Origin of the sequence: Hymenobacter aranciens (assembly GCF_030580865.1) — a bacterium.
Lineage (GTDB): Bacteria > Bacteroidota > Bacteroidia > Cytophagales > Hymenobacteraceae > Hymenobacter > Hymenobacter aranciens.
In genome coordinates this window covers 383,286-409,809 of the sequence record NZ_JAUQSY010000003.1, presented here as the reverse complement: position 1 = coordinate 409,809, position 26,524 = coordinate 383,286, and the positions used below count along the sequence as shown (strand labels likewise).

The following is a 26,524-nucleotide window of genomic DNA, read 5'->3' as shown; positions in this document are numbered from 1 at the left end:
GATGCAATAAAAAAGCCCCTGCTCGATGCAGGGGCTTTCTCTTTTAAGAGAAGTGTAAGTAACTGTCTAGGTTTGCTAAGTCGGTTTCTAAGTCGTCGTGGCTGTTGTAAAGAAACTCTTCTTCCTCAAGGATGCCACCGTCTTCACACACCGAAATTAGGATTTTCTCACCCTCACCCCGGCCGCTGTCTGGTGCCTCTTCTTTGTAGTATTCAGCTGTCGGAAAGCGGCTTTCGAGCGTATCGACGTACTTTAGCAGGTGGGGGTTGGTCAGTGCTGGGATGCTCATTGCTTCTTGTCGTTTGGTATGACCGAAGATAGCAGGTACCGAATTCCCGGCTGCGGCGTTTTAGCACTTTTTTTCTAAAAATTCAGAAAGTTTTTTCGGGTCGTTTCTTGCGCTTATCTTCGGTCTATCAACAGCTTCAATATGGCAACTGATTATTACGGTGGGCAAGGCGCACCTGACTACAACGAGGGCGAGTTCACCGTCAAGTATTACCTGAACACGAAGCTGTGGGGTCGGCGGGAACGAGAGAAGCGGTTCACGCACTACGACAAGGCCAAGGCGTTCTACGATGGCATCGACGATTCTGCAGCCATCTGGGACACTACCCGCTCAGCTGAACTGTGCGAGGCTAAAACCCGAATTGCCTACTTCGCGGCCACGTTGCAGCACAAGAAGCAGAAGAGCAACACACGCGAGGTGGCGGTCACTACTTCCGAGCCACACCACGCCTTGGTGCTGTTTCACAAGGAGGCGAAAGGCACTGACTGGAGCCTACTCAAAGAAAGCCTGCGTGACATTTCTGAGGCGGAGTACCACAAGCTGAAAGCAACGGCTGTTGATGAGTAACAGCCACGCATTTTGTAACCACATAAGAGGCGTATAGAAGGGCCCTCTGGTGGGTGGGTTTTGTAACCACATAAGAGGCATAGAGAGGGACCGTACCAGGTGTAAGCAGGTAATGCCGCCCTCCCCCTCTCCTACCCGTTAGCGTCGCCGCTTGAGTTCGTATGTCTCGTAGAACTTCCTCACCCGGTTAGCCTGCTCCTGAAATTTCTCGTCGTGCTGGTCGAGTCGATAGGTGTTGCGCTCAGCGTGGGCCTCTACAGCCGTGAGGCGCGTTTCTACCTGCTCCTGCTTCACCAGCACGTTTTTGATGTCTGTCTTGATGTCGCGGATGTCCAGCGTAAGCATCGTCATTAAGGCCGTGATAACGGCCGCGATGAGCTTGAAGTAGGGGCTGGTTGACGAGTTGTTTTCTTTGTTGGTAGCCAAGAATCGTGGTAGGCGTGTTTTTAGAGCTACACCTTATCGGCGATGCACTTGAAGTTGGTCGTGTTGCTGGCGACATTCAGCGGCGTGTTGCCGGGCAGGGCCACGATGTCCCACACCTTGCCACCTGGGGAAGTCTGCGCAATCTGGTAGTTGCCGTTGGGCAGCATCGCCGTGTACTGGCTGCTCGTGATGCTGACGGTGTCGTTGGCCGCCCAGATGTCAATGTTCTTGTCGCCGTAGAACGTCAGGCGCAGCGACGTGGGGCCGAGCGCGGGCACGTAGCTAGCCGTCATCACCGGCCGGTTGTAGGTCACTGTCCAGCCTGTGGTCGTTAGGTCAGCAATCTTGCTGCGAGTGGCGACATCTACGATGGCATCGTTAGAGAAACGTATGCCAGACACTTGACCTGTAGCCGGGTACGCATAACCGATGTCCTGTATCTCCAGCTTCAGCGTCTTTGCACCAACGATGCGGCTGGCACGGTTGGCGTGGATGGTGTTGATGACAGCACTAAGCTCGGTGCCGGAGAAGCCGTTGTACGTGAGGTCAAGCGCCGTTAGGTTGAGTGCATTTGTCAGTAGCGGCAGCAGCCCGGTATCTACTCCGTTTCCGTAGAAATCGCCGCTGTAAGTGCTGTACGAGAAGCGACAGTAGCCAAGGTTCAGCGACTTGACCACGCTCACCCATCCCGACGCATACACTAGCGATTTGACGCCAGCACCGTTGAGTTGTAGCGTGGTGACCGTGGGCACGTTGCTAACGTTAATCTGATTGACTAGCGCCCGCTGGTTATAGGAGCTGAGGTCCACGTTATTGACAGCAGGGTATGCCGGAACGGCCACGTCTTTGTTAACCAACGCCTGCCCAGAAAGTGAGATGAACGTGATGCTGTTCCCTACTACAGGCGGCCATATGATGTCGGTGGCGCTGTTGCTCGGCATATAGATGGCCGACAGCCCCAGGCACTCAGACAGGTCCAGCGTACCAGCGTACCCGCTGAAGCGCAGGAAGGGCGCCGTGTTATTGAAGTTGCCGATTACCTTCTTCAGCGGCACGTAGTAGAGCGTCATCCCCGTCAGACTTGTCATTCCAGTGAAGTCAAGCACACCGTATTCCGGCGAGTTGATGCTGACGATGCCTGTGCCTAGGCTCGTGAGGGTTGTGATGTGTGCTGGTACGCCAGCAGCGTACATATCCACGTACCGGCCAGTGCCTGCCGCTACTACTTTTCCAGTGTTGCCCGCCCAGCCCCACACTTCCTCCCCGTCGCTGTACACGTTGCGAAAACTGCGGGCCTGCGTTGGGGCGACGGTGCTAACGCCAAGGTTACCGCTGAGGGGAGCTGTTGTGGTAGCGCCGTCACTGAAATACACCCGTAGCAGCTTATTCATCGGCCGAGCTGTCGTTGCGTTGAATGCCATTGTTAATACTGCGAGATTGTGAACTCCAAACCGGGGTTGGTGGCCGCATTGTTGGTATTGAGTAGCGCTGGGATATAGGTGATGTAGATGACGTTTTCCCGCCCGCTGATGAATGCGCCGCTGATGATGAACGAGCCGTAGGGAATGACCGGCGCAGTTGTGCCGTAATACTGCACCCGCACGGTTACACCAGCCACGCCGCCAGTCAGGTCGTAGTGCGCCGCCGTGATGGCACTGGTAGTGCGTGCGTAATGGGCGTTTTTGTCAAAGCGAATCTTGTTTGACGCAGTATCTGGCGCGGCACGTTGCGTGTACGCGACAGTGCTCTGTACTGCGTCGTTGGCTTTCTTTTCCAGCTTTCCGAGCGCCGCCACGAGCGTATCGGTGGTCTGTAGTGCCGATTGCGTAGTAGCGATGCTGTAGCCCGTCAGCGGCGCGGGCATCGGGTTAACGGCTTGTATGGCCTGCGTGATGGCATTCTGGCTCATCACCGACGTGGCCGAGGTACCCGTGGCCTGTACGACGGCCGGGCCGTTAGCTGCCACCGCCCATTTAGACCAACCGCGCGTACCGTCGTGCACGAGCACGTCGCCTACAGCAGCGCTTGCGATGGGGTTGCTACCAGCGACCGTGACGACGAAAACCATCCCGCGCATAGAAGCGTCGGCGTTCATCGATGACGTAACGGGCACGTCATTCAGGCTGCTGTTATAGTAGCTATAGAGGTAGCCAGTAGCGCAGTTTAACGTGCCCTCAATGTGGAACGGGAAGTTCAAGCCAGCTGGTAGTTGAGTAAACGGCACCCGTCCGTTGACCCGGTCGGCTTTCAAGTCGAGCGCGTCGGTTGTCGCCTTCTGCGTCATCGCGCCGTTCGTGTTCTGCCCCGTTGCCGAGTACAACGTCGGCGCAGGCAGGTTCGCCAGCTGCGTCTGAGTGCTCGTAGCGTATGCCTGCACCCCGTTGATGGCGTCGGTTGTCGCCTTCTGGCTCATCACGGCAGCGGTTGACTGACCGGATGCCTGCACCACTTCGGGGCCGCTCGCAGAGCTGGAAAGGCACAAGTAATATGGGTCATCAGGCAAGCCCGTCGGCAGCGCGTTGTACTGCCCCGTTTGCGCCACCCTCACCATAAAGAGCGACGTTTCACCAGTTTCGGGGAAGGTGTAGTAAAACGCTTCGCCAACGGAGTAGATGTTATCCTCCTCCACGAAATTGGTTACCCAGGGCGTCAGCGGGTCAGCCAGCATCACGTAGTTGGGCTGATGCTTGACGCCAAACGGCAGCGGATTCGGGCCGTTGGTTACAGCATTCCAAACCAGAAAAAGCCTCGTATCGCCGTTAGGGAAAGTGTAGTGAAATCCCTCCCCCTCCTTGTATGGGTGGTCGGTCTGGCTGAACGGTGGGAACTGCGGGAGCCGCTTAGTTTGGTTCATCTTGTCCCTCCTCGTCCTCTTTATCGCGCTCGTTGAGCACGTCGCCGAATACCAGCGGCGCCAGTATCGGCACGATGCCGAGCAACGCGGTTTCGCTCAGCTTCCCTGAGTGTACACCAAGGCAGACGGCACCAAACGCTAGCAGGGCCAGGATGGTCGAGCGCCAGGCCTTTAGCATATTCGATTTCATTAAAGTGGGGTAGCACTTTTGATTAGCCGCCGAAGTAGATGGGCGGTGTGAACACGAGAATCAGCGGACTGTGCTGCGTGGGCGCGGTCTGGCAATCCGGTGCGCCGAACTCGTCAGGGTTGGCGGCGAGGTGGGTTAGAATGCGGTCGCGCTGCATCGCCAACTTGCTTTGGATGTCCTCGCGGCGGAGCTTGATGACCTCAATCGGCGCGGTACCATCGGGCTGCAAATTGCCTTTTGCCGCCACCTCGACCAATTGGTCGAGCAGCAGTGCGTAATGTGCGGCCAGCGCGTGGTAAGGCTTCACCAGCGCAAGCAGTCGCGCCCACGCCGTAGGCATTTCATCACCTGTTTTCAGGTAGCTTTCCAGTGTGGCCTTTCGTTCGGTGCCGATTAGCGGCTCAACTTCAAACTGTCCCGCCTGCTGGATTGCAGCGTTAGCATTCTTAGCATCCATTTGGGCGTTGACGCTAGTATATGTGCTGAGGTATTTGGTGTCGATTAGTTCCACACGAAGCAGGCGGGATTTTCTTATGTATGCCGTGTGAGCAGGCAACAAGTGGCAGTGTGCTAGACTACTGGCGCAGCGGGTGCGGGTATTGCTTCCGCGACGATAGGTGCTGCTACAAGGTCTTCGGGCTTGTAGCCAAATTCACTTGCAATGACTTCAGGCTTAAGCAGCTTGAACTTCATATCGTCCGACATCGCGGCGTTCACGAGGCCCAGCCGGGCAATGTCCAGTTCAAACTCTGTCGCACCGTTGAAGGTGAGCACACGGTTGAGGAACCGAAGGAACGGCCGTTGCAACGGGTTGATGACGGTATTGTGGTACACGTCGAGCGAGGTGGCGTAGGTGTTGGCATCGCCGCCGAGCGAAGCGCCTTCCGACTGAATACCGGCCAGCATCGGGTTGCCACGGTGGGCCGAGCTGACCTGCTCCACGATGATGCGGTTGTAGGCTTCGATGCGGGGCGTGATGTCTTCCGTGCCGGTGCCCGTCCACGTTATTGTGTCAATGTCGCTGACCGTGAGCAACACCTTCGAGGCGTTTTCAGCGCCAGTCATTGTCTGGTTAAACTTGTAAACGAGGTCACGCTTCGCCTCATCGTCCATCGTTGAGGCCACATTCATTATACCCGGCGACGAGAAGCCGTTGACGATGGAGGAGAGCGAGAAAACACCCATCTCCCGCGCCAGCTCAACGTATGTCAAAGCGGCCCGGTACGATACCTGGGGCAGGTAAGGCTGGTCGAGCGCACGCTTGTGGTAGAAGTAAAGCTGCGAACCGGCTGGAGCTGCTTGGCTAGCATCTACCTGCTTGACGTGGGTGCCGATGTTGAGGGGGTCGAAGCGCTCGTAAAACTTGGGCTGGCAATTAGTGGTGTTGCTCCAGTCGGCCGAAACCCAGTACCCGATTGGGTTACCGCGGTCATCAAGCTGTTTGTGTGGGCGGACGTTAGCGCTGGGAACGTGGTACACGTTCACGATGGCGCTTTTATTCCTGGTGTATACCACCTGGCAAGCGAATGTCTCGAACACGGACAGGTCGCCGGCCACATCTTCCAGCAGGTCATCAGCTGTGCCCTCGTCGTTAATGGCTTCAAGCGCAGCTTGGATATTGTCGGAGAAAGCCAGGCCTTCACCAGCAATCAGGTTGCGGCGCAGGCCAAGGAAGGCAGCGTGGGGAGCGCATTTGCCCTCCGCGTCAATCAGGTACTGCGGGAAGTCATTCTTCTCGCCGTATTTCACCCACTGCTGCGACTGGCTTTGTACGCGGCTGGTGGAAACGGTGGGCAGTTTTACCGATGCCAGTTCGACACGGGCAATGTGCGGCGTGTTCTTGGTGACCGACGGCGTTTCAAGACGCTTCCGGTTACGTTGGTTAGCCATTCGTTCATAGAGGCAACTTTTATTCGTCGGCAAATGCCGTCACTACCCACTCGCTACCGCTGAAAATCAGCGTCACGGAACCTTTACCGCTGTTGATGCGGAACTCGGTTTGCCCGTCGATGTGGTATGGGCCTCCGTCCAGCGTAATGGGGTTTTCTTCCGCTCCTGGCTTCGCCTTGATGATGTGGAACTCGCCAGCGGTAGGCGTTTCATTCAGGAACAGGAAGTAGCCCGGCGACAGAATGAGCACGTGTTCGTCAGGGCCGACCAAGTGCCCGTCGAGGGGCGTTACCACCGTCAGCGGGCCGTAGTTGGGGCCAGATGAGCCGCCGCCGGTAGGCGGGTTGTAGTTGACCTGCGGCCCACCAGCGAACGTATCGCCTTCCGTGAATGGATAGGTGAGCGCGGCGTTTACCACGTCCTGGCTCACCTCAAGCGGCGGCACAGTCTGGCGACCAGTCAGTGTCAGGTCGTAGCCGTTATCGTTGGTGCCGAGCTGGTGCGTCTTTACGCGGAGCGGTTGCGGATACCCGAGCAGCCAGTAACGGCCATTATTATCGGCAAGGATGGCTGTGAGGCTGTTTTCCGAGAGGCGATAAAGCTGGTCGGTGCGCTGGGCCGTGAGGCCACTGATTTGTACCGACAACTCTACCTCATAGAGCGCACCAGCTTTATCATCGACGCGCTTCGCCTTGAATCCGAGTTCATTTGGCGTGTCAAACACGCTCCACCTAGCGCCAGTCAGCTTAACCGTCTGGAGCGGCGTACCGACGAGCTGGCCGTAGTTCAGGTCGCCGATAAAAATATCATCAACTGGCCCGTTCGGGACAGCTTTTGCTAGGCCATTACTCGCGGCTACGGTTGATACGCGGGTAACAGCCGCTGATTGCGCAAGCAACACGTAACGGCCACCTGAGATAACGTAAGCGTCAGCATCACGAACACTGTGGTTAATTGTGAGGTCAAGAGTGCTCAAGTAACATCGTGGGCAGTATTATTGGGCATCGTCGCTGGGTGCGGAGAAGCGTATTTCGTCGCGGTACAATACATCGGCACCGCGCTTTACCACTAGCACGGCTTGACCGGATTGTGGGGCAGCAAGCGCGTCCATCTCCACACATAGAACCCCGCCGAATTGCTCGACTACGGTTGCTGCAACAGAAGTTGGTTCGTGGTGGTCGTAGTATTCAAATCCGAACTGCAACTCGTCCACGCTACCCGGCAACAGGTTGGCGAATAGCAGGAATTTATTAGGTGTATCGGGGCTAAGAGTCAGCACGTGGCGTGGGCGTTTGTTGCCTTATATACTTCGTGGGGCAAGGCAAAAAAAGAAGGCCGACCCAAAATGAGTCGGCCCTCTTCAATAGCTAGTTGGGCTTTAGCTGCCTGTTTCGATAAGGTCAACTACTGTGGGGTCAGTCACAGGAAGAGCGTGCCCAAGGTTCTTGCCGGAGAGAGTAAACGGCCGATTCGAGTCGTCGCCATCGTCGTTGGCCGTACCTACCGAGCAGTTCAGGCCCATAGAATCGCCGAGCAGATACCATTTGCCATCCGCACGCTGGAAAAGCGCCGAGTAGAAACGGCCAAGGTGAATCTTCTTGCCTGCCGCAATGGTCGCGTCATCGTTACCGAAAATGGTAAAGGACAGGGATTGGGCCATATACCGGTTAGTGCCCTGAACGGTGTATACGTCACCAAGCTTTGCTGTATCAGGAATGAACGTCACCTCGTAAAACTTGGCTGTATCAACCATCGTGAGGTCCGTGATACTACCGCCGCTGGTGCTTTTGGTAATGGTAGCGATGCTGCTGCGCGGGGCGAGAGCAATACGCTGTATGCCCGAAACGCTATAATCTTCATTAGCAGTGCCGCCAATGACCGTGTTTAGGTAAGACATTCTTACATCTGTGCTTCTTTTGGTAGCCATCACGGGCGCTGGTTTATGTACCAGCGCCCGCTAGGTTATGTGGTTAGGGGGCTACCTTGCGCAGCACCTTCTGCTTCGTAGCAGCTACACCGGTTGCCAGCGTCATCACCGCCTTCAGGAAGAGCAGGTCAGAGTTGTTGTACACCTTGCCTACTTCGATACCCTTGAAGTCGTCCGTAAGGTCAGTGCCGACGATGAAGTCGCTGCGACGACCAGCCATCACGGTACCGGCGACAGGCATCGGCACGAAGTTGATGACGGTATTCAGGAAGCGAGCGGTACCCTCTTGGTCCACAGTGAAGGTGTCACGGAACTGCTCGTTCACGTTAGCAAGCTGCAACAGCTGATAGATTTCAAGGTCAGCGTAAATGACTGCCTCTTTAGAGCGAATGACGTTCTTGTCGATGTCGCCGTAGAGCTTAATGAACTCGGCCTTGAGATTGGCGGCGGTAAGCACGGGACCAGTGGTCTTCTTCACGTCGGTAGCGGCAGTCAGCACGGTGCTGAATCCCTCCCAAATCTTTTTCTCGACCTCTTCACCAACTTTGCCTTGCGACTGCGTGATTACCAGATTCAGAAAAGGGTCAGAATCCATCTGCGCGGCACCTTTGGCCATCGACTCCGAGAAGTAGGTTTCCCGCAGCGCGTTCATCGTGAACGTGGTGTAAGCGGTAAACTTTTCCGGCATCAGGACGGCGTCGCTGAGCTTGATAGTGTCGTTAACCGACACACCTTGCGGCATCACCTCTGCGTAGGGCTGTAGCGTAATGCCACCGCTAATCGAGGGGATAGAGGTCTTGTACTTGATGCCGTCGATGACACGCACGAAGTTTTTGCCAATCGTATCGTTGGCGTGGATGAGTTCAGAAAGAACTTCGGTATAGCGCGTTCCGCTATAGGTGCTTGGAGTGTACTGCAACGCGTATTGGGGGCGTTGTTTTGAGCCATTGCGGGCTTAGGGCGGGTATTCCCCGCAGGTGTTAGCGGCTGTTTTTGCTGGCTATGGCGGCAGCGGCACGTTGCTGCGCCAGCGTTTTTGCAGCAGGCTTGTCAGCCGACAAGTTGACTTTGCTGTCGGCAGGCTCGGCCTGCACTTTCGACAGCTCAACGCGGAGGGCCGTAGCGGTGGCCTGGGCGCTGTCGCGCTCACCTTGGGCCTGGTCGCGTTCGGTCTGCATCGCGGCAAGCGCCTCGGTCAGCGACTGCACTTGGGCAGCCAGTTCATCCACGCGGGCACTCACTTCCTCGACGGCCTTCGTTTCGCTATTGGCTTCGTCGGGCTTATCGGCTGCGGGTGCAGCCTCGGCTTCTGGCTCATCGGCCAGTTCAGTAGCTGTTTCAGCCGATTCCTCCGCTACAGTGGCTTCCAGTGCCGATTCTGTTTCCTCAGCACTGAACATCACCCGGATTTGGTCGGCAAACGCCAGCATCTTTTCTTTCAAGGCCATTTAGGTAAAGGGCTTTTTTGTTCCTGTGCCTTATATATGGGCAGTTTACAGGCTCTTTTTGCCGCTTTTTTCTGTCGGCAGCAGCTCATCTATGATGGCTTTGATGAGCACATCCAGCGGGTCGGGTACTTCCGCAGCTAGGGTGACGGGCACAACGCCGAAGTTGCCTTGCAGGGAGAAGCCGGTTACCTTGCTGGTCTCCACATAGTCGGCCCAATACTGCGGGTCATTCACGCGATAAGTGGCCATAAGCGTACCCTTTGGCAGGTTCTTGAAACCAAGTGCGGCCGACTTATCACGCTGCGGGTCTTCAATGGCCCACAGTTCCACTAGCTGCGCGTCCACAGGGCGGGCATCGTCGTGCTCGGTGTTGGCTAAGTCAATCCGGCCCGTCCGCATAAACTGTGACCGGACGCGGTCAGTCTCTGCGGCCGAGAACTTCGCGTAGCCTGGACCGCCCTTGATGTTGTTCCGGCGAATGAGCCGCTCGGGCACGATGACGGGCGCGGTCAGTTCGTACCGCGTCTTGTCCTTTGCCAGCTGTACGATGGGCGTTTCAGCCGATAGCGCAACAAAGGTTTCCTCCATCGCGGCCTCGGACACGAAAGAGATAACGTCGATGCCGGTTTTGTCATCAAGCATCACGTAGTTGTAAATGGGCAGGTCTTTCTGCATTATTTCAGAGCCTCTTCTTGGTATTTGGTGACGCGGCCTTTGGTCGCCTCATATTCCTCCACGCTGACATTGACGGGTTGGCTGGCAATTATGTCCAGCTGGCTTTGCTGCTTCGCAACCAGCGCCATAACCTGCATTAGCGCCGGGTCAGGCTGAGCGGGTTGGGCTGCCGCCGACACCTGCTGATTCAGCCTACCGAAGTCCGGCAGCGTACCGCCATCGGCGTACTTGCGCGTGACGACGTAGCTGTAGCGGTCACCATCGCGGTTAATCTGGTCCAGCACCGAGGCGTTGCGGGTCGTTGCACGCTTGTTGGTGATGTGCTCGCCACCCTCCATCTCGCCGAGGTGGGCGCCGTTCCGGTGCCAGAGCTGAATGCCGCCCTGCTCGTGGCTGGGGCCGGGCACATACCCACCGTCCGCAAACTTGATGCTGCTGACCGAAATGGCAGCGGCAGCGATGGCAGCGGTAGCGGCGATGATGTAGGCGACGTTGTCGAAGCCGAACTTGCCGCCCTCACCCGCCGCCGCGATAGCTTGAATGCTCTTGATGGCCATAATCGTCTTCTCGATTGCTGACTGCACCGCCAGCAGCGCGTTGGCAACCTGGCGCACTTTGTTCTGCTTCTCCTGCTCGGCGGTGATTTGCTGCTGCACCCGCAGCTTGTCAGCCTCGGCCCGCTTAACGCGCTCGTCCTCCTTCTTCCGTTCAGCCGCCACCAACGCCCGCTTCTTGCGTTCGTCTTCCAGCTGCTTGAGAATTAGGTCGCGCTCGGTACCCTTCGCAGTAAGAAACTTCTGCTCCAGCTCTTGGGTCTTCGCTTCGGAGTCGGCGAATTGCTCGTTGAGCGTGTCTAGCTTAGCATTTGCCTCATCGAGAACTTCATCGATGTAGCTGGCCTCACTTTCGAGCGCTTCGATGCGTCGGGCTTGCAGGTTGGCGAAAATCTGTTCGCTCAGCCCCACGATGTCATTCAGCGCTTGGCCGTACTCCGCTTCGATGTCGCTGCCTTCGGGACCGAACAGGATATTGAACAGCAATCCTCGGCTATCCCCCTCCTCCAGCGCGGCCGTAGCGTAAGCGTTGGCCTTGCCGAAGAAAGTATCAAGCTCGTCTTTGGCACGTTCGGTATCGACGCGGGGCATCACCACCGGCGAAACCTTGATTTCACCGAGTGCTTTCAGTTCTTTCTCAGCCTGCGTAGCGTCAACCTTCGGCGTCACTGCCTCCATCGGCTTCGCATCTTCGCCGCCCAGCATCTCAACGAGGTGCTTTTGGTGGGCTTTCAGCTCTTCCGCCTCGCGCTTCTCCCGCTCCTTCTTGGCTTTCTCGGCAGCTTTTACAGCCTCATCAGTCACCTTTTTGTGGTGCTGCGCGTCCAGGACAAGCAGGTCATCGTTCAGACGCTTGCGCTCCTTTTTCTGGTCTTCACCGTCACCATTAACGAGGCTCAGCTCGTCCTGAAGCTGCCGACGTTTGAGGGCGTAGGCATCCTTGCCCTCGGATTCCAGCACCTTGATGCGGGTATCGCGCAGGTCCATCTGCGCCCGTTTGGCTGCGTCGTTGGCTTCCTGGTCGTACTCCTTCTGCTTCTCCTTTACGCCGTCATTGAAGCCCTTGCTGATGGTCGCGCCGAGCTGCTTTGCCTCAGCAGCAGCACCGGAGAAGTTGCCCCGGAAGAACTGCTTGAGCACGCTGCCTAGTCCAACGAAGCCCTCGGATATGCCGCTAACGATGCCAGAAAAGAACTGACCCAGGCCACCGAAGCGGCCCTTGATTTCGTCCAGCGCCTTGATGACAAGGTAAATGGGCGGGGCGATGTATTTGAGCGCCGAAACGATAGTGTCCCGGTTCTTCTCGACGGCGGCGGTGATGCGGTCCCAGTTGGCGATGACAAGCCCCAGCAGCACCAGCAGCGCACCGATGCCGGTGGCTGTGATGGCGGCGCGGGTAGTGGTGCCGAAGAGCTTCGAGGCCAGCGTGGCCCGACCAGTGGCCACAGCGGTGGCATCCTGGGCGGCAGCGTTGCCAAGCAGCGCCTGCTTCATACCCAGCATCGACTGAAGGTTCTTCAGGTTCTCACCTGTCAGCCCCTCCATCAGCGCACGGTAGGACATCAGCCCGGCCGTTACCTGGTCGGCGACCTTGCTGTACTTTTCCGCCTCTTCCTTCGTGAAGCCCAGCGACTCGCCAAACGCGCCAGCGGCGACGGTGGCAATGCCAAAGGCACCGCTGAGCGATTCACCCAGCTTGCCGATGGTTTCTAGCTTCTTCTCCGAGGTGAGGAACTCGACGCTCTGTTCGAGCTCCTCCATCTTCGTCTTGGCCTTTACAAGCTCTTGGGCAATCTGGGCGCGCTGGAAAGCATCATCAGTTGATTTCCAGGCATTCTCCAGGCGCTCAATGCCGTGCTCCAGGTCATTGACGTTTGTTATAGCACCCTCTATACCATTAATGGTGAGGGAAAACTGTTTGGTGTTAGCCACGCGTATTGGGTGCGCATTTTTCTATGTATGCTGGTTCAGCACACATTAAATCACCTGCACGTACAGCTCAATCTTCGCGCTGTCACCACCGACCTCGTAGCCGGAAATGCCACTCAGCACATAGTAGCCGGAGCCGATGCGGACGATTCCCCGCCCATCGAGGCGGGCGTAAAGCGAAGCATCCATCTTACTCACGCCGTCCACGGTGTGAGAGTGGCGAGCGAGCAGGCGATTACTGCGGTACACCTCGCCGTAGAACGCATTGGCAGCATCCACGTCAATAGCCAAGCTGACGTTAGTGCTGGTAACCGACAGCACCAGGAAATCGGGGTCACTCAGCGTGTATATGTTGGGGTCGGTGCTGCGAACCAGCGACACGAGGCGGCGGGGAACGTCCTCAACTATCTTGTACCGGACAGGCTGGCCGGGGCCGAAGAACGTCAGGCGTGGGCGGGGGATGGGGTGCGCCTGGAAGAAGTCACCAGTGAGCACGGCCCGCTTCAGGTAAAGCCCCTCGTGGTTGAGCGGGTCGGGCGGGGTGACGTTGACGTTACCGTAAGAGGACTGCCACAGCGGCCCATTGATTGCGCTCTGCTCATAGAGGGCAAGCCGCGGCTTGTGGGCGAAGTTGGCTTCCGCCGCGTAGTCGCTCAGCAACGCGCTATTTGCTACGTCAGCATCCGGCAGGATGCACGGCACCAAGTCGATACCGTCGGCTACTTTGCTCACGGTATACTGCGCGTCCATCTCGTAGCGCCGGACTGGCACCTCCACGAATCCCAGCGCCGCGAACGGCAGCTCTGTCGCGGCGGCTTCCGCATCCTTGTTAGCGTACGCCAGCAGGTCGGTACGCAGGCTCATAAAGTCGCCGTCTTCCGCAAACTTGCTGAACATCTGGCCCAACTCTGCCTCCGTGAACGGCGATTCGTTGAACGTGCGCGGGTCGCAATGACCTGAAAGGTCAATCACGTTAGCAGCGTTGGCGGCGTAGTATTCGTCGGCCGTGTAAAGCGTCAGCACCTTGGTCGCCTCGTCCAAGTCGTAGAACAAGTTGAACAACCGGAATATGCCGGACAGGAAAGCCGCCTGCGTCATATCCGGCAGGAAACGCGCCGGGTCGAGCAGCAGCGGCCCGTTGCAAGCCGCCACGTAAACGACGTTTCCATAAACCGAACTGGCGTTCATCCCGCTAAACTCCGTGCGGTTACCCTTTGGCACGGCCAAGTAAATCTGTAGGCGATACTGGTGACCTGCTTCTAGCCGGATGATGTTCGCTTTCAGGTTGCCGCTACTATCGTAGCCAGAATCACCAGCTGAACCACTACCCGCCACGCTGGAGGTGACGTTAGAAATGAGGCACGACGAGTCCAACACATTTTCTGCGTTGAAGTCGGCGTAGGCAATGGCACCCCACGGCCGGTCAATCGTGTCGCCATCCGACAGGTCACGGAAAACCGCAATTGCTTTGTGTGCCTGCGCTGGGTAGCCGGTCTGTTTGGTATCAACTACGCGGGCCTGCCAGGTGAAACGGATGTCGTAATCACCGGAGAACTTTGGCGAGAGCACCCCGTCAGCGCCGAACTGCTGCGCTTGGTCGCCGCTGACGGTGGTTAGTGTGTCCATCGAGCCGGGGTTACAAACCACAATCCAGTAATCTCCACCATCCTCGTCCTCGGCGGTGTTGGTGAACGCCATATCAGCGCTGCCAACGGCCAGCTTACCGTAGTTGTACGGCGGGTCTTGGCCGTCTTCGTTGGAATAAAGCAGCGTGAGCTTGCGCCACTCAGGTTTGTCCAGGATGGTACCAGCCAACGTATACTCACTATCGGCCGCGATGTTCTCCACCACGCTGCCCGCGAAGTGCGACACGCCGAAGCGCTCGTAGTTCAGCGGCACACCGTGCAGGTTTCGCAACCGGGCGAAGCTGTCATACACGTAGGGAAAGCAGACTTCCGACCAGTTACCGTCACCGCTCGGCCTGCCGCCTGGTGCCCAATACAGCGCGGGCTTCGTGAGCGAAGCCAGGATAGACGGGTCACCGTTGAAGTCCAGCTTCTCGAACGTGGTTAGCTCGCGCAGCTTCTTGTCGCCGAGCACGTCGCCGAGCTTGCGGCGGAGGTGGTCGCCAGTGATGTTACCCACGAAAGCGGCGGGCTCGTTGCTATTGTGGTTGAACGTGCCAGCGATGAGCGTAACCCCGCCCACTTCGAGGCGGGCGGCGTAGGTCTGGCGGAACTTGCCCAGCATCGCCGCGTCGTCCTCGTGGGCGAAGATGCGCCGGTTCACGGCCGACTTCGGCAGCTTGATGGTGTACGAGTACGCGCCGGTCTTCTTGGTGGGGTTGCGAAAGTCGGCCACCACCTTAGCCAGCGCAATCTTCACGGCACCGCTGGTGTCGGCCAGCTGTTCGTTCAGGTAAAGCTTAACGTCGGGCACTTACATCGTCAGCACATTTTCGTCGTACTCGGGCTGGTACGTCAGGGTCAGGGAAACTAGGTCGTCGTCGTTGTTGCGGTTCAGCGTGTGGGCTTTGAGCTTCACGTAGGCGCCATCGACGGTCACGTAGGGCGAGAGCAGCAGGTCACGCAGCCACGGCTCGTGCGAGGCAGGAAGCCAGGGAGTGAACAGCGTTTCCTCACTATCCGCGTCGAAGCGCAGGACGCGCTCACCACGCAGGGAGTTATACAGCACCGGCTTCGTCTTGAGTTGGCCTTCGCGGCTGCGGGTGAAGCTGAGGGCATCCCAGCCGCCGCGCCGGTTCACAAACCGCACTTCCAGCGGCTGCCGGAGCGGGGCCGTACGCATCAAGAACGTGCGGGCCACCGTCAGCGGGTAGCCCTCTCCGAGCGCTTCAAAGCTGGCGTACACCTGCGCATCGATGCGTAGCAGCGCATTGCGAAATACCGTATCGAATACCAGCGTCGCGGGCGAGGCATCGAGCAGGTACACGCCGCCAGCATTCGCGCTAATCTTTGCGCCGGTCACATCTTCGGTCGAGCCGTCGGCATATGTTAGCGTGGCGCTGACGTAAAGCTTCTGCGTGAGCCCCTGCGTACCCTCGCGGCAGAAGAACACCGGCAGTAACACATTCGAAGCCCGGTCGATTTCCGCGACAGTGGGGCGGTTGGTCAGCGGCAGGGCACCCGCTGTTTCTGGTGTTGCCTCATCATAAGCGCGGCCGAAGCTGTTGGTAAGGTCGCCCGTACCGCTCAGCGGCAGCGCAGCCCGCAACGCCCAGCAAACGGCACTCTCGGAAACCAGCGTTAGCACTTGCACACCCGCCACGTCGTAGGTAACGGTGCCGTACTGGTAGTAGTAACCGACGTAGGCGGCAGCGTCACGGCCAGCGGCTGCGACGGGCTGCGGCGGGTCCAGTTCACCCTGTAGCACACCAGCCAAGTCAAAGGCCGCTTCGTGGCCGATAGCTGGGCGAATGAGCGTTGCCACCAGTCGGCCCGTCTTGCTGGGCGTGGGCACCACGTCGCGGGTGTTGATGACGTAGACGCGCACGAAGTAGCTGGTGCCGGTGGTCGGCCATTCGTCGTGCAGGGTGACCAGGACGGGATTGAATGCGGCCTGGAGCTGCGTAGGCTGCACCGTGAGGCTGACGATACTCGGGTTTTGGGGTGGGGTGTGGTCGTTAGCCAATGCGCTTAGTCAGGGAATTTATCGTCGAGCATTCCCACCAGTTCAGGCAGGAGCACGTCATCAATGAGGGCATCCACCAGCTGGCTTAGGTACTCTTCGGTACCCACCAAGAACGGCCGGGCCTTTATGCCGTGCAGGTAGATGGCGTTTTGCACCGCGAAGGCGATGCTGTTGAGCGTCTGGTTGCGCCTTGGGGTGACCCCGCGAGCCGCCAGCCACTTGAGCAGCGCCGCAATCGGCACCTTACGGCCTCCTTCCTTGCGGCCCCGGTCGATGCTCTCGGCGTAGCCGGGCATCGAAACGGCCAGCGTTTCAGTGGTCGCCTCCACTTCGATGTGCCCCGCGAAGCTGTTGGGCCTGACATTCGCGCTCGAAGCGCCAGGATGCAGGCGGCCGTATACGTACTGCTTCACCAAGTCGCCCAGCCCGGCCAGCATTTCCTGGGCCCGCTGCTTCATCTGGTCGGGCGTGGTGGCGCTGCTGGCGGAAGCTAGGCGCTGCACGGCGGTCTTCGCGTCCATCGGTTAGGCGAGCGTTGCGCTTTTGGCCGCGTCCTGGGGTGCGTCAGCGCGGTACATCGTGGCCGTGAACTGGCCGCGGGCCACCACCATCCTGTCGCTGCCCGCTTCCTGGTAGGTGAGGATGCTCAGGGGCGAGCATTTGACCTGGGCATCCAGCAGCGTATGCACGTGTACCAGCAGTTGCTTCACGCGGCTCAGCGCGTTGATGAGGTCCAGTTCAGTGGTATCGCTGGGGGTGCGGTCGGCCACCGCGACGGTCACGTCGTACGTCTCAAGGTAGCCCTTGCCCTGGTCGCCAGCGACGCTGATGGAGAACGGCAGTTCCAGATATAGCAGCGGGTAGTTGCGGGTGCTGCTGGTGTAGTTTACGGACTCCCCACAGCCGAAGTCAGCGAAGGCGACGTGCTGCGCGGCTATCTGTTTCAGGGCGTCGTACAGGCCGCGTATGTCCTTGGGCTGGTCTTTCGGTAGTGGGCGGGATGTGGTCGCCATTCATAATCGGGCACGGTATTGGGCCAGCGGGTGGCTGTTGTATGTATATCGTGAGCAAACTCAAACCTAACCTTGAAATTTATTTTTAACACTAATCGTCTTTCTAATAGACCATAACACCTAATAAACGACCATACATTTGCGTTCATTTGCCTCAAATTGCAAATTTGTTTTGCGTTTACTTGCGATAACGCAAAACACTGTCTTACCTTTGTTCAGTATTCCAGCACAAATCCACAATGTTTTTTGCCAACCCCCCATTCTCTAAGCTGCCAGAAGACGTCCAAAGCGACGTTGTTGCCATCGTTAGAAAGAAGATGGCCGAAGACAAGAAACTCATTGAAACGATACGCCTCTACTTGGCAGAGGTTGAGTCTAGGATAGAAGGCTACGAGTTGTTTCTCAAAGACATTCCTGAAAACTGCTCACTTGGCGTAGGGTATGAGTGCACGTCTCACAATGAAATCTATAGATTCAAGATTCCAGCTAAGTTGAAGCCATTACGGCTATTCAATTCCTGTGAGTACAGGGAGTATTTCTATGATAGCGAGTGGCCTCAGGCTAAGAAGATTCTTTTCGTTTTGCGCAACCCGCAACATTATGGCCACGGGAAAACCATATCTGGCATCAAGGGCGTCACAAGAGCTATTATGCAGGAGGAACCTGAACTCCAGCGCGAAGGTGAAGAAGCAGTTATGAAACGAATTGGGCCAACCCTTTCGCGTATGGCCAAGGACAACAAGGAAGTTATTAAGATGAATGAAAAGGGCTCTAAAGGCACAATCCATTACCTAAGCCCCGACTGGTTTGAGGATGGCAGAATCAAGCCTGAATACAAAGACGCGGTCAGCAATTTAGAGATTCTAAATCACTGACCGCGCAAATATCACTTCCTGTTACAGCAGGAATTGATGTCAACTCTGAAACTGGTGAGGGTGACCCTTCACCAAATGAGGATAGAAAAATCTAATGGCCTCATAAGCCAGGCGGATATTTTCCCACCTCGCCGGTTCCAGATGATTGGTAATTCGCTTAGGGAAGCGTGCAATCCCTATTAAAGGAGCCAAGGCGATTCGTTTCGCCAAGGCTCCTTTTTTCATTACAAATCTACGCAAGAAAGGTTCTTATTCGAAAACTATAAGAGACTAGAAGGTGGGGACGGTCTTGCTATACGCCTCTTATGTGGTTACAAAATCTAGTGCTGCTGTTGCTTCTCCTCAGCCTCCCGCACGTCTGCTAGGTGGCACTGATGCTCGATGAGCGTGAGCACGTCGCAGACGTTCATCGCAAGCACCACCGTATGAGCCTGGCGTAGAGTCTCCGTTGCCAGGGTAACTGCGGCACCGAACCATCCCCAGCGTTCTTGATAATCGCGTCGAGCCTTTGTAGCAGGGCCGCCCGCACCGCTAGGACCGCCGAAGACGAGACGGTAGCGCTGTGGATACTGCGAGCGGCAGCGGTAAAAAAAGCAGCGACCCCGAGCACGGTGGTGACGGGCAGTTCGAAGAACAGCTCGGTACGCCGCGCCGTCTCGTCGGCGGTGAGGTCGTCGGCCGTCTCCCCTGCCTTGCGGCACAGCATCACCAGTTGCTGGGGCAGCGCCTGTAGCGGCTCCTTGCGGTGGCGGTGGGCGATGTCCTCGTATGCGGCGAACTGGCCGAACGTTTTCCTGTCCATCTCCTGCACGTAATAGGTCTCGCCGGACGCGTCAAACTTCGCCACCACGGGCTCCGAAGGTTCCTCGTTGAGAAACGCCATCTGTTCGAGCACGGACACGACCAGGCGAGGTTCTGCCGCGTTTATGATTGCCTGCTCCAGGCCCGTCAGCAGGGCGACTGCGTCGCCCGCTTTCCGCAGCGGGCTCAGGTCGGTGTCGGCCTTGATGGCCGAGTAGGCCACGAACTGCCAGTACGTTACCTCGCTCCAGTGCTCGGGGTAGCGGTACTCTTTACCGTCTAACTTGAACGTCTTCATTCTGTGTGTCTGTGTTTTTGGGGCACCAGAGAAACCCCTGAAACCCCTGCCCCTGGTGATGCAGGGGTTTCTTTTTATCGGCCGATGACGAACGTGCTGAACGAACTCACCGGCTTCTGTGCGGTGGCAATGGCATACAGCAGCACATCCACCATATCGTCGTGTGCCGCATTGGGGAAGCTGGTGAGCTGGTCGATGAAACCCCTGTTCCACCGCGCCGCTTGCAGCTTCACCCGCCGCCCTTCCACGAAGGGCGACGCGGCCACGGCCCGCGTGTACTTGCTGTCCCGGCCTGGGCTAACCTCCACCACGTTGAAGCGTGACGATGCCCTGAGCTGTTGCACCACCGACTTCCCCGACGCCTTGCCCTCGACGTACACCTTCGAGCGGGTCGTCAGGTACTTCTCGAACAGCTGCGGAAGCTTCTGCAGCAGTTGGGGAAACTCCAGTCGCAGCTCGTGCACCTCGGCCACGTACAGGTACCCGCCCACCACCGCGCCGATGAGCAGCGCGCTGGCGTCGTTCTTCGCGTCGGCGGTGTATGCGGTGTCGAGCCAAGCGTGCCAGACTGCGTCAGCAGTCTCGGCCGCGAAGGCCGTGCTGTCGATGATGGTAAGCTCTTCCTCTCGGAACAGGTTGCCGCCCTCGGGTACTGGCCGCTGTAGGTACTGGCTGGCGTAGTCCCGGCTTCCCAACTCTGCCCGGTGCTGGTCCAGCCGCCGCCGTGGAAACAGCGAAGGCCAGAACAGACCGTCCGCGTCGTAGTGCTCGCGCAGCTCCTGCGGTGATACAGTAGTATTCCCCGCCAGCTCAGCAGGAATTGAAATCAGCTTCACCACCTGCGCCGCGTCCTGGTGCTGCGCGTCCCGCGCCAGCAGGTGGCCGATGAGGTCGTCCTCGGCAATGCGCTGCTGTAGGATGATGCGCCCACCCACCAGGGCGTTGTTCAGGCGTGAGCTGAGCGCACCGTCGTAGTAACTACTGGCCTCCTGGATTGCTGCTGGCTTGCCCCGCTCGTTGGCCGAGTTGATGTCATCGACTAGGATGATGTCGGCACCGAACCCCGTTACGTTGGCCCCACGACCGAACGCCAAGCGTGTGCCGCCCTGCGTCGTCTGGTAGTTGCTCTTCGCATCTACGTCCTTTCGTAAAGTTACTTTAGTTCCGAAGTGCTCCTGAAACCAGGGCGAGTTGATGAGGTCCCGCCCTTGCAGGGCGAGTTGGTTGGCAAGCTGCTGGTTGGCCGATACGCAGATGAACTTGGCCGTCGGCCAGTTCAGCCAGCACCAGAGCGGAAAGCATACTGATACGAGCAGCGACTTGCTGGCGCGTGGTGGGGTACACAGTAGCAGGTCGTGCGTCCTGGCCTCGCCAGCGAATACACGCTCGGCCTCCGCTTGCAACTCGTCGCAGAGGTACTTGTGGTGCCAGTTGATGTCGGCCTGCTTGCCGTGATGCAGCGCCTTGAAGGCATCTTGGAAGAAGCGGTAGTAACTCTTCTGGTATAGCGCCTGGCGTACCTGCGTTAGGTCGGGGAATTGGTTTCGGTCCAGGTGACGTCGGTGGGCATCGCTTTGGCCAGTATCGCCTCCATCGCTTCGAGGTCGTGTACTGGTAGGCTGGTCAGGTCCGGCGCCTGCTGGGTGATGTTGTTCACCTGCACGGCGACGCTGGGGCCGACGAGCTTAAAGAGCTTGTCAATCTTGTGCCGGATGTCAGCAGCTCCACGGTAGTCCCGCGCTGCCTCGGCTTTCTCGGCCAGCCGCTCGTAGTGGCGCACCTGACTCTCTACCCGCTCCTGCGCCGTGTAGGCCGTTGCGTTGGGATTCAGAAAGTGTTTCCGGATGTAGGCCACGTCCTGGTCGAATGACGATTCGGAGAGGCCCAGCTCGTTCACGTAGTAGGCCAGCTGCTCCGACCTCGGCCGGCAGGCGAGCCGCATCTCCAGCAGCTTCAGCCGCCGGGCCTCGGTCATCGCCTCCGTCTGCCGGCCACGCTTGGGCCGCACGGGAACGAGCCCACCACCTTCGGGAGGCGTGGGCTCGTTGTTGTTAAGTACGTCGTCGTGGGTGGTGGACACGTTACACGGCGGTGGTATTTTGGTGCTTGCCCTGGTACACATCCAGCAGCAGCTTTACCACCGATTGCAGCGTGTGAGTCTGTCGGCCGCTGACCTCGTTGAGGCGGCGTACAATCGCGGAGAGCCGGGCGTGGTCTTCGACGTGTACAGCAACCAGCTTGGTGTTAGCGTTCTTCATAGCCTATATATGGCCTCGCTATAGCCAAAGTCCTAGCGCATCGCCACTTTTTTCGCCATCGAGGTCGGGAGCAGCACCACCTGCTTCGCCACGCGGTCGCGGTTGCGGCCGTAGCTCGTGTTGGGCAGGTTGTTGAAGCTGGTCGTTTCGATGCGACCGCTATCGATGTGCTTTAGCAGCGCGTGTACCGGCCAGAACAGCGCTTGGTCGTCGAAGATGAACACATAGGCCACCTCCTGGCCTTGCGCAATCAACCGACGCATCGCGTTAAGCTTACTCACTTCAAGCATCCCGGTGTCGTACTGGGTGCTCAGGCCGTTGCGGACCTTCAGCTCGGTCTGGTAAACCTTGCCGTTGCCGAACGTGAGGGTGCCGTCTATCCTGGCGTAAGAGCCAGTGGCCGACCAGTTGCCGACGACGTTGTAGCCGGTCGAGTTCAAACGGCTCACCAGCTCGTCGGCCTTGCGCCGTTCACGGCTCTCGGCTTGGGCTACTTCGTCTTGGTGTTGTTGGGAATTTGCATTGCGTTGCATTTAGTGTACCCAGGCGGCAGCATTTGCGCTGACGTTCTGGCACACTATCTATAGCCGGGCTATAGCTCCCCTCGCACTTAGGGCGATTTATTTTTCAGTAATGAACGTATTCGCAAACGCAATAAAACGCAAAAACGGGCATTCATAAGTCGTCCGTTCGCGAACCATAATTTTTTTCTTCCGTTCGTTGTTATTCCGTTCGCGTTCGTACATTTGTTTTGAAGTCTAAAGAAACCGCTTATGCTTACGTACGGAACCACCCTAGAAAAGAGGATAGCTCTTCAAGCTTTTCAGGAAAGTCGCGAAAAGGCGAATGCGATTCTTGTTGAAGCGAAGGAAGCATACCGCACTGCTCAGGAACGGTACAAAACGCTCACTACGCTTATCGATAACCTGACTAAAGAACTTGACTTGGAGCCTAATGGAACAACAAGTCAAGATGGTAATGATATCACTCCCAGCGCTAATACCGGAAATAGCCATTCCACGACTGGTGTACGCAAAAAACCGCCTGTCAAAAAGCCCCGAAAATTCAACGTTCGTGAGTACTTGGTTGAACTCGTAAAAAAAGGCAACGCAATCGTTCAAACGAAAGACATTCTCGCAACTGTTCGAGAAGCGAAAGGCAAGGACTTCCCTGCTTCTAGTGTTTCCGGTGCGTTGGCTCAGTTGGTGAAAGATGGAGTATTCCACCGTGTGCGTAACGATAAAGCAAACACTAGCCACTATGGCTTGCCTGAGTGGTTCGACGGCGATGTTTTAAAGCCCGAACACGAAGAAGTAGCATAAAAAAGGCCCTCGCGCTTGCGCGAGGGCCTAATCAAGGGACTCTCCCAAAACGAATCCGAGGAAACACCAGCAGATTCCAAACCTGTCGGTGGGCGTTCGTTGAAGAGAGGGGTTGGCTTCCAAAACCGACCCATCCCATAAAATTGCCCCGCCGAGTTCGCACCTCGACGGAGCTTTCTGGACAGTCCTTCACGCAAGGCGCGTGTGGGGAACGGTCCGGTCACCCTAGACTACATCAGAGCGGTGAGACAGCCAGATGACAGCCAAGAGTATATCTATACGCCCTACATCACAAAGAAGGGCAAACGGGTGTACAAAAAAGGCGGCGGCGTGTTTCGGATACCGGTTGACCGGTTGAAGAAACGCTAAGCCACGACTTTGCCAAGGAAAAGCCTGTTGCTTGAACTTGGTTAGAACATCGGAACAATGCTTAAAGCATTGGTATAAAGGAGTTGTGCTTTTGCGCAACTCCTTTTTTGTTTCGCAAATGTATGATAAAATTTATCGTAACGCAATAACCTGGCTTTGTCGGTTAGCACGTAGGCTTGTGCCTAATCTATATCGCAGTAGCGGTTAGACCATTTTTCAACTTACGTACCTTAGGCCTTTATGAAGCCTCTTGTACAACTCTGATTGTTTATTCTTTACTTTCAGGCAAGTTTTCAAACATTTCAACCAACCTCAACTGATAATATGATTGACGCACCTCTCCACTTAGTGGCTTTTGTTGATATACTTGGCTTCTCGCAAATCATTCAAGAGTTTGATAAAGGTGAAACTCCGGCTATTCTAGAAGAACTCAAAAATGCTCTAGACCCCGCTGTTTCACTCATAAAGCCTAATGGATTTAAGTTTCCTGGTGATAACCCTTTTTATGATTGGAAGGAATGTTTAACGGCTAAACTCTTCTCTGACTGCCTGTGCGTAGCAGTCCCAATGACATACAAAGGGTACTCGTTCCACGAACAATTGAGAATGCTTTATATGTACTTGTCTTCTTATCAGTCAATGCTAATGGAACAAGGCTATTTGACAAGAGGAGGCATCACTATTGGGTCTTACTACTCTGATGAAAATATGATTTTCTCTGGGGGCTTAGTTGAAGCATATCAGCTAGAAAGCAAAGTGGCAAAGTTTCCACGTGTTATACTCAGTGAGCGACTAAGAGAGGCTGTATTAGCTGAGCAGCAACTTTATGCCCACTTAAACAGAATTATGTTTGTAGAAGATGGCGATAGTCAGGTTTTTATTAACCACTTCAACTACAATATGCTGCACTCTGATTACTTAGACAATGAGCTAGAACAACTGTTAGGGCCTAATGGTGTCATATCCACGTCGTTTCTTGAGCTAGACACAAACGAAAAACGACGGCAGCTAGAGACTGTAAAGGGAATTTACGAAGGCAAGCAAAAAGCTGGTTTAGACGCCCGCGTTGCGGAGAAATACCAATGGATTCTAGACTTCGCCGAGTACGAATTGATGGGAGATAACAGTCGCGGTTTTAATAGCTGGCCTAGAGCGTAGAAGCAGTCAACCAAACAAATGCCAAAGGGGGGCATATAAAGCCAGTATATACTGTAACAATACGGGCAACGACCACCGTGGCACTCTCAGCGCGGTGAAGCGTGGGTGAGGCCGGCCAGCCTCCCCACCGCCCAGTCGATTAAAAACTGAGGGTACTGAGAGTAACAATGCAGCGGATTTTTAACATCCCGACAACACTGGCCACCCTGCGCGCCCAGCTCACCCACCACCCCGAGTACAGCATACTCACCAAGCCCACGCATTGGGATAAGGTCTGCTACCTGCTCGACCTTCTTTGGAACAACCACATCTACGACCGCAGCGCCAAGCGCGGCCAGCCGAAGCAACTTTGCTCAGCCACCCTCGCAGCCCTGATGGGCAAACGGTACTGGCTGCTCATCCAGCGGATGCTTACCGAGAACGGCATCATCCTGGCCGCCGACAGCTACCAGGTCGGCAGCTTCGCGAAGAGCTACCAACTCGCCGAGGAACACCAAGCCGCGCCCGCCTTCTGCGTGTTCAACCAGAGCAGCAAGTTTGCGGATAAGCTGGCCCACCGCAACGAGCTCAATGAGCAGCAGCGCTACCTACAGCAGCAGCTCCAGACCGTCACGGTACGCTACGGCGAGGCCATCACCCACATCCTGGCTGCCTCCTCTCCTATGCCTCTTATGTGGTTACAATTTGACGTGAACGATGCCGACGAAATTAACGCACACTTCGAAGCTGTATCGGCCCACATCAACGAGCACCCCGACCGCAACCAGCTTATGGTGCGCTTCGTGTCCATCTTCAAGCTGCACACGCGCCAGTTCTTCTTCTTCGTGGACAACAAAGGCCGCCGCGCCCACACCAACATCACCAACCTGCCCACCGACCTGCGGCAGTTCCTGGTGCTTGACGGGCACACCGACCTACTCAATACAGACATACCAGCCTCGCAACTGGTGTTCGCCTGCATCCCGCTCATTGAGCACTACCTGACCATCGAGCACGGCATACCCCGCGACGTGGCCCGCTGGGTGGAACTGGCGACCTCCGGCCAGGCTTACGAGCAGCTACACGAAATCATCTACAGCCGCGCGATTGCTGACCCAGCCGAACGCAAGGAGTTCAAAGGTCGCTTCTTTCAGCGCGTGTACTACTGCCAGCGCTTCTTAAACGAAGGGCCGAACGCATACCCCGAAAGCGTTGCCATCGCCAAGCACTTCCCCAATGTGATGCGCTTCATCCTGGAAATTAAAAAGGATGACTACAAGCACTTTGCCATCGGAATGCAGCAGCGCGAAAGTGAGATGGTCATCAACCGATTCGGTAAGCAGGCCAAAACCTGGATGCTGCCCGTGCTGACCATCCACGACTCGGTAGTAGTGCCTGCGGCTTGGGGCCGCAACGTGCTACAGTGGTTCACGAGTGCCTTCGCCGCCCTCGACATCAAAATCAAGATGACGCTGGAGCCCTACACCGCCCAGGCCCTACGCATCCACGACCAGCAGTATGAGCTATTCTAGTCCCATTACCACCAATCCCCACGGCGTCACCATCCGGTTAACCGACGGGCAGTACCACCTGCATTACCTGCTGTCGGCCTCGGACGACGTGGAACTGACAATCGACGTGCCCACCACCCACCTCAACGGATTCCTACAGCGGCACCGGCTGCGTTCGCTGCACGACGTGGATTGCATCACGCTCCTAGCTGAAGTCGGGCGCTAACCGAAACACGCTTCTCGTTCGCAGTATATACTGTGTTCACCGGCCAACTTGGTCGGCCAAAATCGGCAGCACACTCAATGTCCGATACCCCAACACCCCAACCGTACCGCCAGCAGTACGACACCACCAGCGTCACCTGCTCGCGCCCCGCCTACCAACAACTCCGCGCCCTCGCGCAGCAGCTCAGCGACCGCCGGCAGCGCAGCACGTCCATCAAAGAAACCCTTGATGTCGTTCTCGCCGCCGTCGCCCACCACGCAATCCCGCTTGTTTAGTGCCGTGCAAGACTTCATCGCCATCGCCAAGCGCCACGC

At 56.9% G+C, this 26,524-nt stretch carries 30 protein-coding genes; 7 read left to right on the top strand and 23 right to left on the bottom strand.

Annotation, left to right across the window (positions count from 1 at the left end):
- Positions 1-43 precede the first annotated feature (43 nt).
- Positions 44-289 carry a hypothetical protein gene (locus tag Q5H93_RS06295; RefSeq protein WP_305005651.1) on the bottom strand — a complete coding sequence of 82 codons (246 nt, stop codon included), beginning with the start codon at positions 287-289 and terminating at the stop codon, positions 44-46.
- 141 nt (positions 290-430) lie between these two features.
- On the opposite strand from Q5H93_RS06295, the gene Q5H93_RS06290 reads away from it, so the two are divergent.
- Positions 431-856 (top strand): hypothetical protein, encoded by a 426-nt coding sequence (locus tag Q5H93_RS06290; protein ID WP_305005650.1) that lies wholly within the window; start codon positions 431-433, stop codon positions 854-856.
- A 138-nt stretch (positions 857-994) separates the two neighbouring features.
- On the opposite strand, the gene Q5H93_RS06285 is transcribed toward Q5H93_RS06290, so the two are convergent.
- The 17 genes from Q5H93_RS06285 to Q5H93_RS06205 form a co-directional block, all read right to left on the bottom strand.
- Entirely contained in the window at positions 995-1,282 is a 288-nt protein-coding gene (locus tag Q5H93_RS06285) for a hypothetical protein (protein ID WP_305005649.1), read from the bottom strand.
- 26 nt (positions 1,283-1,308) lie between these two features.
- Positions 1,309-2,673 (bottom strand): hypothetical protein, encoded by a 1,365-nt coding sequence (locus tag Q5H93_RS06280; protein ID WP_305005648.1) that lies wholly within the window; start codon positions 2,671-2,673, stop codon positions 1,309-1,311.
- A 32-nt stretch (positions 2,674-2,705) separates the two neighbouring features.
- Entirely contained in the window at positions 2,706-4,136 is a 1,431-nt protein-coding gene (locus Q5H93_RS06275; protein WP_305005647.1) for a hypothetical protein, read from the bottom strand.
- Positions 4,123-4,326 carry a hypothetical protein gene (locus Q5H93_RS06270; RefSeq protein ID WP_305005646.1) on the bottom strand — a complete coding sequence of 68 codons (204 nt, stop codon included), beginning with the start codon at positions 4,324-4,326 and terminating at the stop codon, positions 4,123-4,125. Before Q5H93_RS06270 ends, Q5H93_RS06275 begins: the two co-directional genes overlap by 14 nt.
- 22 nt (positions 4,327-4,348) lie before the next feature.
- Complete coding sequence (locus tag Q5H93_RS06265; protein ID WP_305005645.1) at positions 4,349-4,837, bottom strand: hypothetical protein; 489 nt, start codon at positions 4,835-4,837, stop codon at positions 4,349-4,351.
- Between the two features lie 59 nt (positions 4,838-4,896).
- Positions 4,897-6,216 (bottom strand): phage portal protein, encoded by a 1,320-nt coding sequence (locus Q5H93_RS06260; RefSeq protein ID WP_305005644.1) that lies wholly within the window; start codon positions 6,214-6,216, stop codon positions 4,897-4,899.
- 19 nt (positions 6,217-6,235) lie between these two features.
- Positions 6,236-7,192: a hypothetical protein gene (locus Q5H93_RS06255; protein WP_305005643.1), complete on the bottom strand. Its 957-nt coding sequence runs from the start codon at positions 7,190-7,192 to the stop codon at positions 6,236-6,238.
- Between the two features lie 18 nt (positions 7,193-7,210).
- Positions 7,211-7,495 carry a hypothetical protein gene (locus Q5H93_RS06250; RefSeq protein WP_305005642.1) on the bottom strand — a complete coding sequence of 95 codons (285 nt, stop codon included), beginning with the start codon at positions 7,493-7,495 and terminating at the stop codon, positions 7,211-7,213.
- A gap of 99 nt (positions 7,496-7,594) precedes the next feature.
- Complete coding sequence (locus tag Q5H93_RS06245; RefSeq protein ID WP_305005641.1) at positions 7,595-8,146, bottom strand: hypothetical protein; 552 nt, start codon at positions 8,144-8,146, stop codon at positions 7,595-7,597.
- Between the two features lie 40 nt (positions 8,147-8,186).
- Positions 8,187-9,062: a hypothetical protein gene (locus Q5H93_RS06240; protein WP_305005640.1), complete on the bottom strand. Its 876-nt coding sequence runs from the start codon at positions 9,060-9,062 to the stop codon at positions 8,187-8,189.
- A gap of 61 nt (positions 9,063-9,123) precedes the next feature.
- Complete coding sequence (locus Q5H93_RS06235; protein WP_305005639.1) at positions 9,124-9,591, bottom strand: hypothetical protein; 468 nt, start codon at positions 9,589-9,591, stop codon at positions 9,124-9,126.
- A 45-nt stretch (positions 9,592-9,636) separates the two neighbouring features.
- Positions 9,637-10,266: an XkdF-like putative serine protease domain-containing protein gene (locus Q5H93_RS06230; RefSeq protein ID WP_305005638.1), complete on the bottom strand. Its 630-nt coding sequence runs from the start codon at positions 10,264-10,266 to the stop codon at positions 9,637-9,639.
- Positions 10,266-12,752 (bottom strand): hypothetical protein, encoded by a 2,487-nt coding sequence (locus Q5H93_RS06225; protein ID WP_305005637.1) that lies wholly within the window; start codon positions 12,750-12,752, stop codon positions 10,266-10,268. Before Q5H93_RS06225 ends, Q5H93_RS06230 begins: the two co-directional genes overlap by 1 nt.
- 45 nt (positions 12,753-12,797) lie before the next feature.
- Positions 12,798-15,188 (bottom strand): hypothetical protein, encoded by a 2,391-nt coding sequence (locus tag Q5H93_RS06220; RefSeq protein WP_305005636.1) that lies wholly within the window; start codon positions 15,186-15,188, stop codon positions 12,798-12,800.
- A complete protein-coding gene (locus Q5H93_RS06215) occupies positions 15,189-16,400 on the bottom strand; it encodes a hypothetical protein (protein WP_305005635.1) in 1,212 nt (403 codons plus the stop codon). It abuts the gene before it with no gap.
- A gap of 5 nt (positions 16,401-16,405) precedes the next feature.
- Positions 16,406-16,921: a hypothetical protein gene (locus tag Q5H93_RS06210; protein ID WP_305005634.1), complete on the bottom strand. Its 516-nt coding sequence runs from the start codon at positions 16,919-16,921 to the stop codon at positions 16,406-16,408.
- Positions 16,922-16,924: 3 nt separating this feature from the next.
- Positions 16,925-17,413, bottom strand: coding sequence for a hypothetical protein (locus Q5H93_RS06205; protein WP_305005633.1), 489 nt, complete (start codon positions 17,411-17,413; stop codon positions 16,925-16,927).
- 239 nt (positions 17,414-17,652) lie between these two features.
- Here Q5H93_RS06205 and Q5H93_RS06200 point away from each other — a divergent pair, with 239 nt between their 5' ends.
- Entirely contained in the window at positions 17,653-18,288 is a 636-nt protein-coding gene (locus tag Q5H93_RS06200) for a hypothetical protein (RefSeq protein WP_305005632.1), read from the top strand.
- Between the two features lie 406 nt (positions 18,289-18,694).
- Here the strand turns inward: Q5H93_RS06200 and Q5H93_RS06195 are convergent, their stop codons facing one another.
- The 5 genes from Q5H93_RS06195 to Q5H93_RS06175 form a co-directional block, all read right to left on the bottom strand.
- Entirely contained in the window at positions 18,695-19,387 is a 693-nt protein-coding gene (locus Q5H93_RS06195) for a hypothetical protein (RefSeq protein ID WP_305005631.1), read from the bottom strand.
- A gap of 74 nt (positions 19,388-19,461) precedes the next feature.
- Complete coding sequence (terL, locus tag Q5H93_RS06190; protein ID WP_305005630.1) at positions 19,462-20,790, bottom strand: phage terminase large subunit; 1,329 nt, start codon at positions 20,788-20,790, stop codon at positions 19,462-19,464.
- 122 nt (positions 20,791-20,912) lie between these two features.
- Positions 20,913-21,467, bottom strand: a complete 555-nt coding sequence (locus tag Q5H93_RS06185) for a hypothetical protein (RefSeq protein WP_305005629.1) — start codon at positions 21,465-21,467, stop codon at positions 20,913-20,915.
- Between the two features lies 1 nt (position 21,468).
- Complete coding sequence (locus tag Q5H93_RS06180; protein WP_305005628.1) at positions 21,469-21,645, bottom strand: hypothetical protein; 177 nt, start codon at positions 21,643-21,645, stop codon at positions 21,469-21,471.
- Between the two features lie 32 nt (positions 21,646-21,677).
- On the bottom strand, positions 21,678-22,178 hold the full coding sequence (locus tag Q5H93_RS06175) for a hypothetical protein (RefSeq protein ID WP_305005627.1): 501 nt from the start codon (positions 22,176-22,178) through the stop codon (positions 21,678-21,680).
- 240 nt (positions 22,179-22,418) lie between these two features.
- On the opposite strand from Q5H93_RS06175, the gene Q5H93_RS06170 reads away from it, so the two are divergent.
- The 5 genes from Q5H93_RS06170 (at position 22,419) to Q5H93_RS06150 (ending at position 26,485) form a co-directional block, all read left to right on the top strand.
- Entirely contained in the window at positions 22,419-22,967 is a 549-nt protein-coding gene (locus Q5H93_RS06170; protein ID WP_305005626.1) for a hypothetical protein, read from the top strand.
- A 633-nt stretch (positions 22,968-23,600) separates the two neighbouring features.
- Positions 23,601-24,494, top strand: coding sequence for a hypothetical protein (locus Q5H93_RS06165; protein ID WP_305005625.1), 894 nt, complete (start codon positions 23,601-23,603; stop codon positions 24,492-24,494).
- A gap of 167 nt (positions 24,495-24,661) precedes the next feature.
- The gene (locus Q5H93_RS06160) at positions 24,662-26,005 is read left to right on the top strand and encodes a hypothetical protein (RefSeq protein ID WP_305005624.1); all 1,344 of its coding nucleotides are present in this window, start codon (positions 24,662-24,664) and stop codon (positions 26,003-26,005) included.
- On the top strand, positions 25,992-26,210 hold the full coding sequence (locus tag Q5H93_RS06155) for a hypothetical protein (RefSeq protein ID WP_305005623.1): 219 nt from the start codon (positions 25,992-25,994) through the stop codon (positions 26,208-26,210). The genes Q5H93_RS06160 and Q5H93_RS06155 overlap by 14 nt, the downstream gene beginning before the upstream one ends.
- Positions 26,211-26,287: 77 nt before the next feature.
- Complete coding sequence (locus tag Q5H93_RS06150) at positions 26,288-26,485, top strand: hypothetical protein (protein ID WP_305005622.1); 198 nt, start codon at positions 26,288-26,290, stop codon at positions 26,483-26,485.
- The last annotated feature ends 39 nt before the right edge of the window (positions 26,486-26,524 follow it).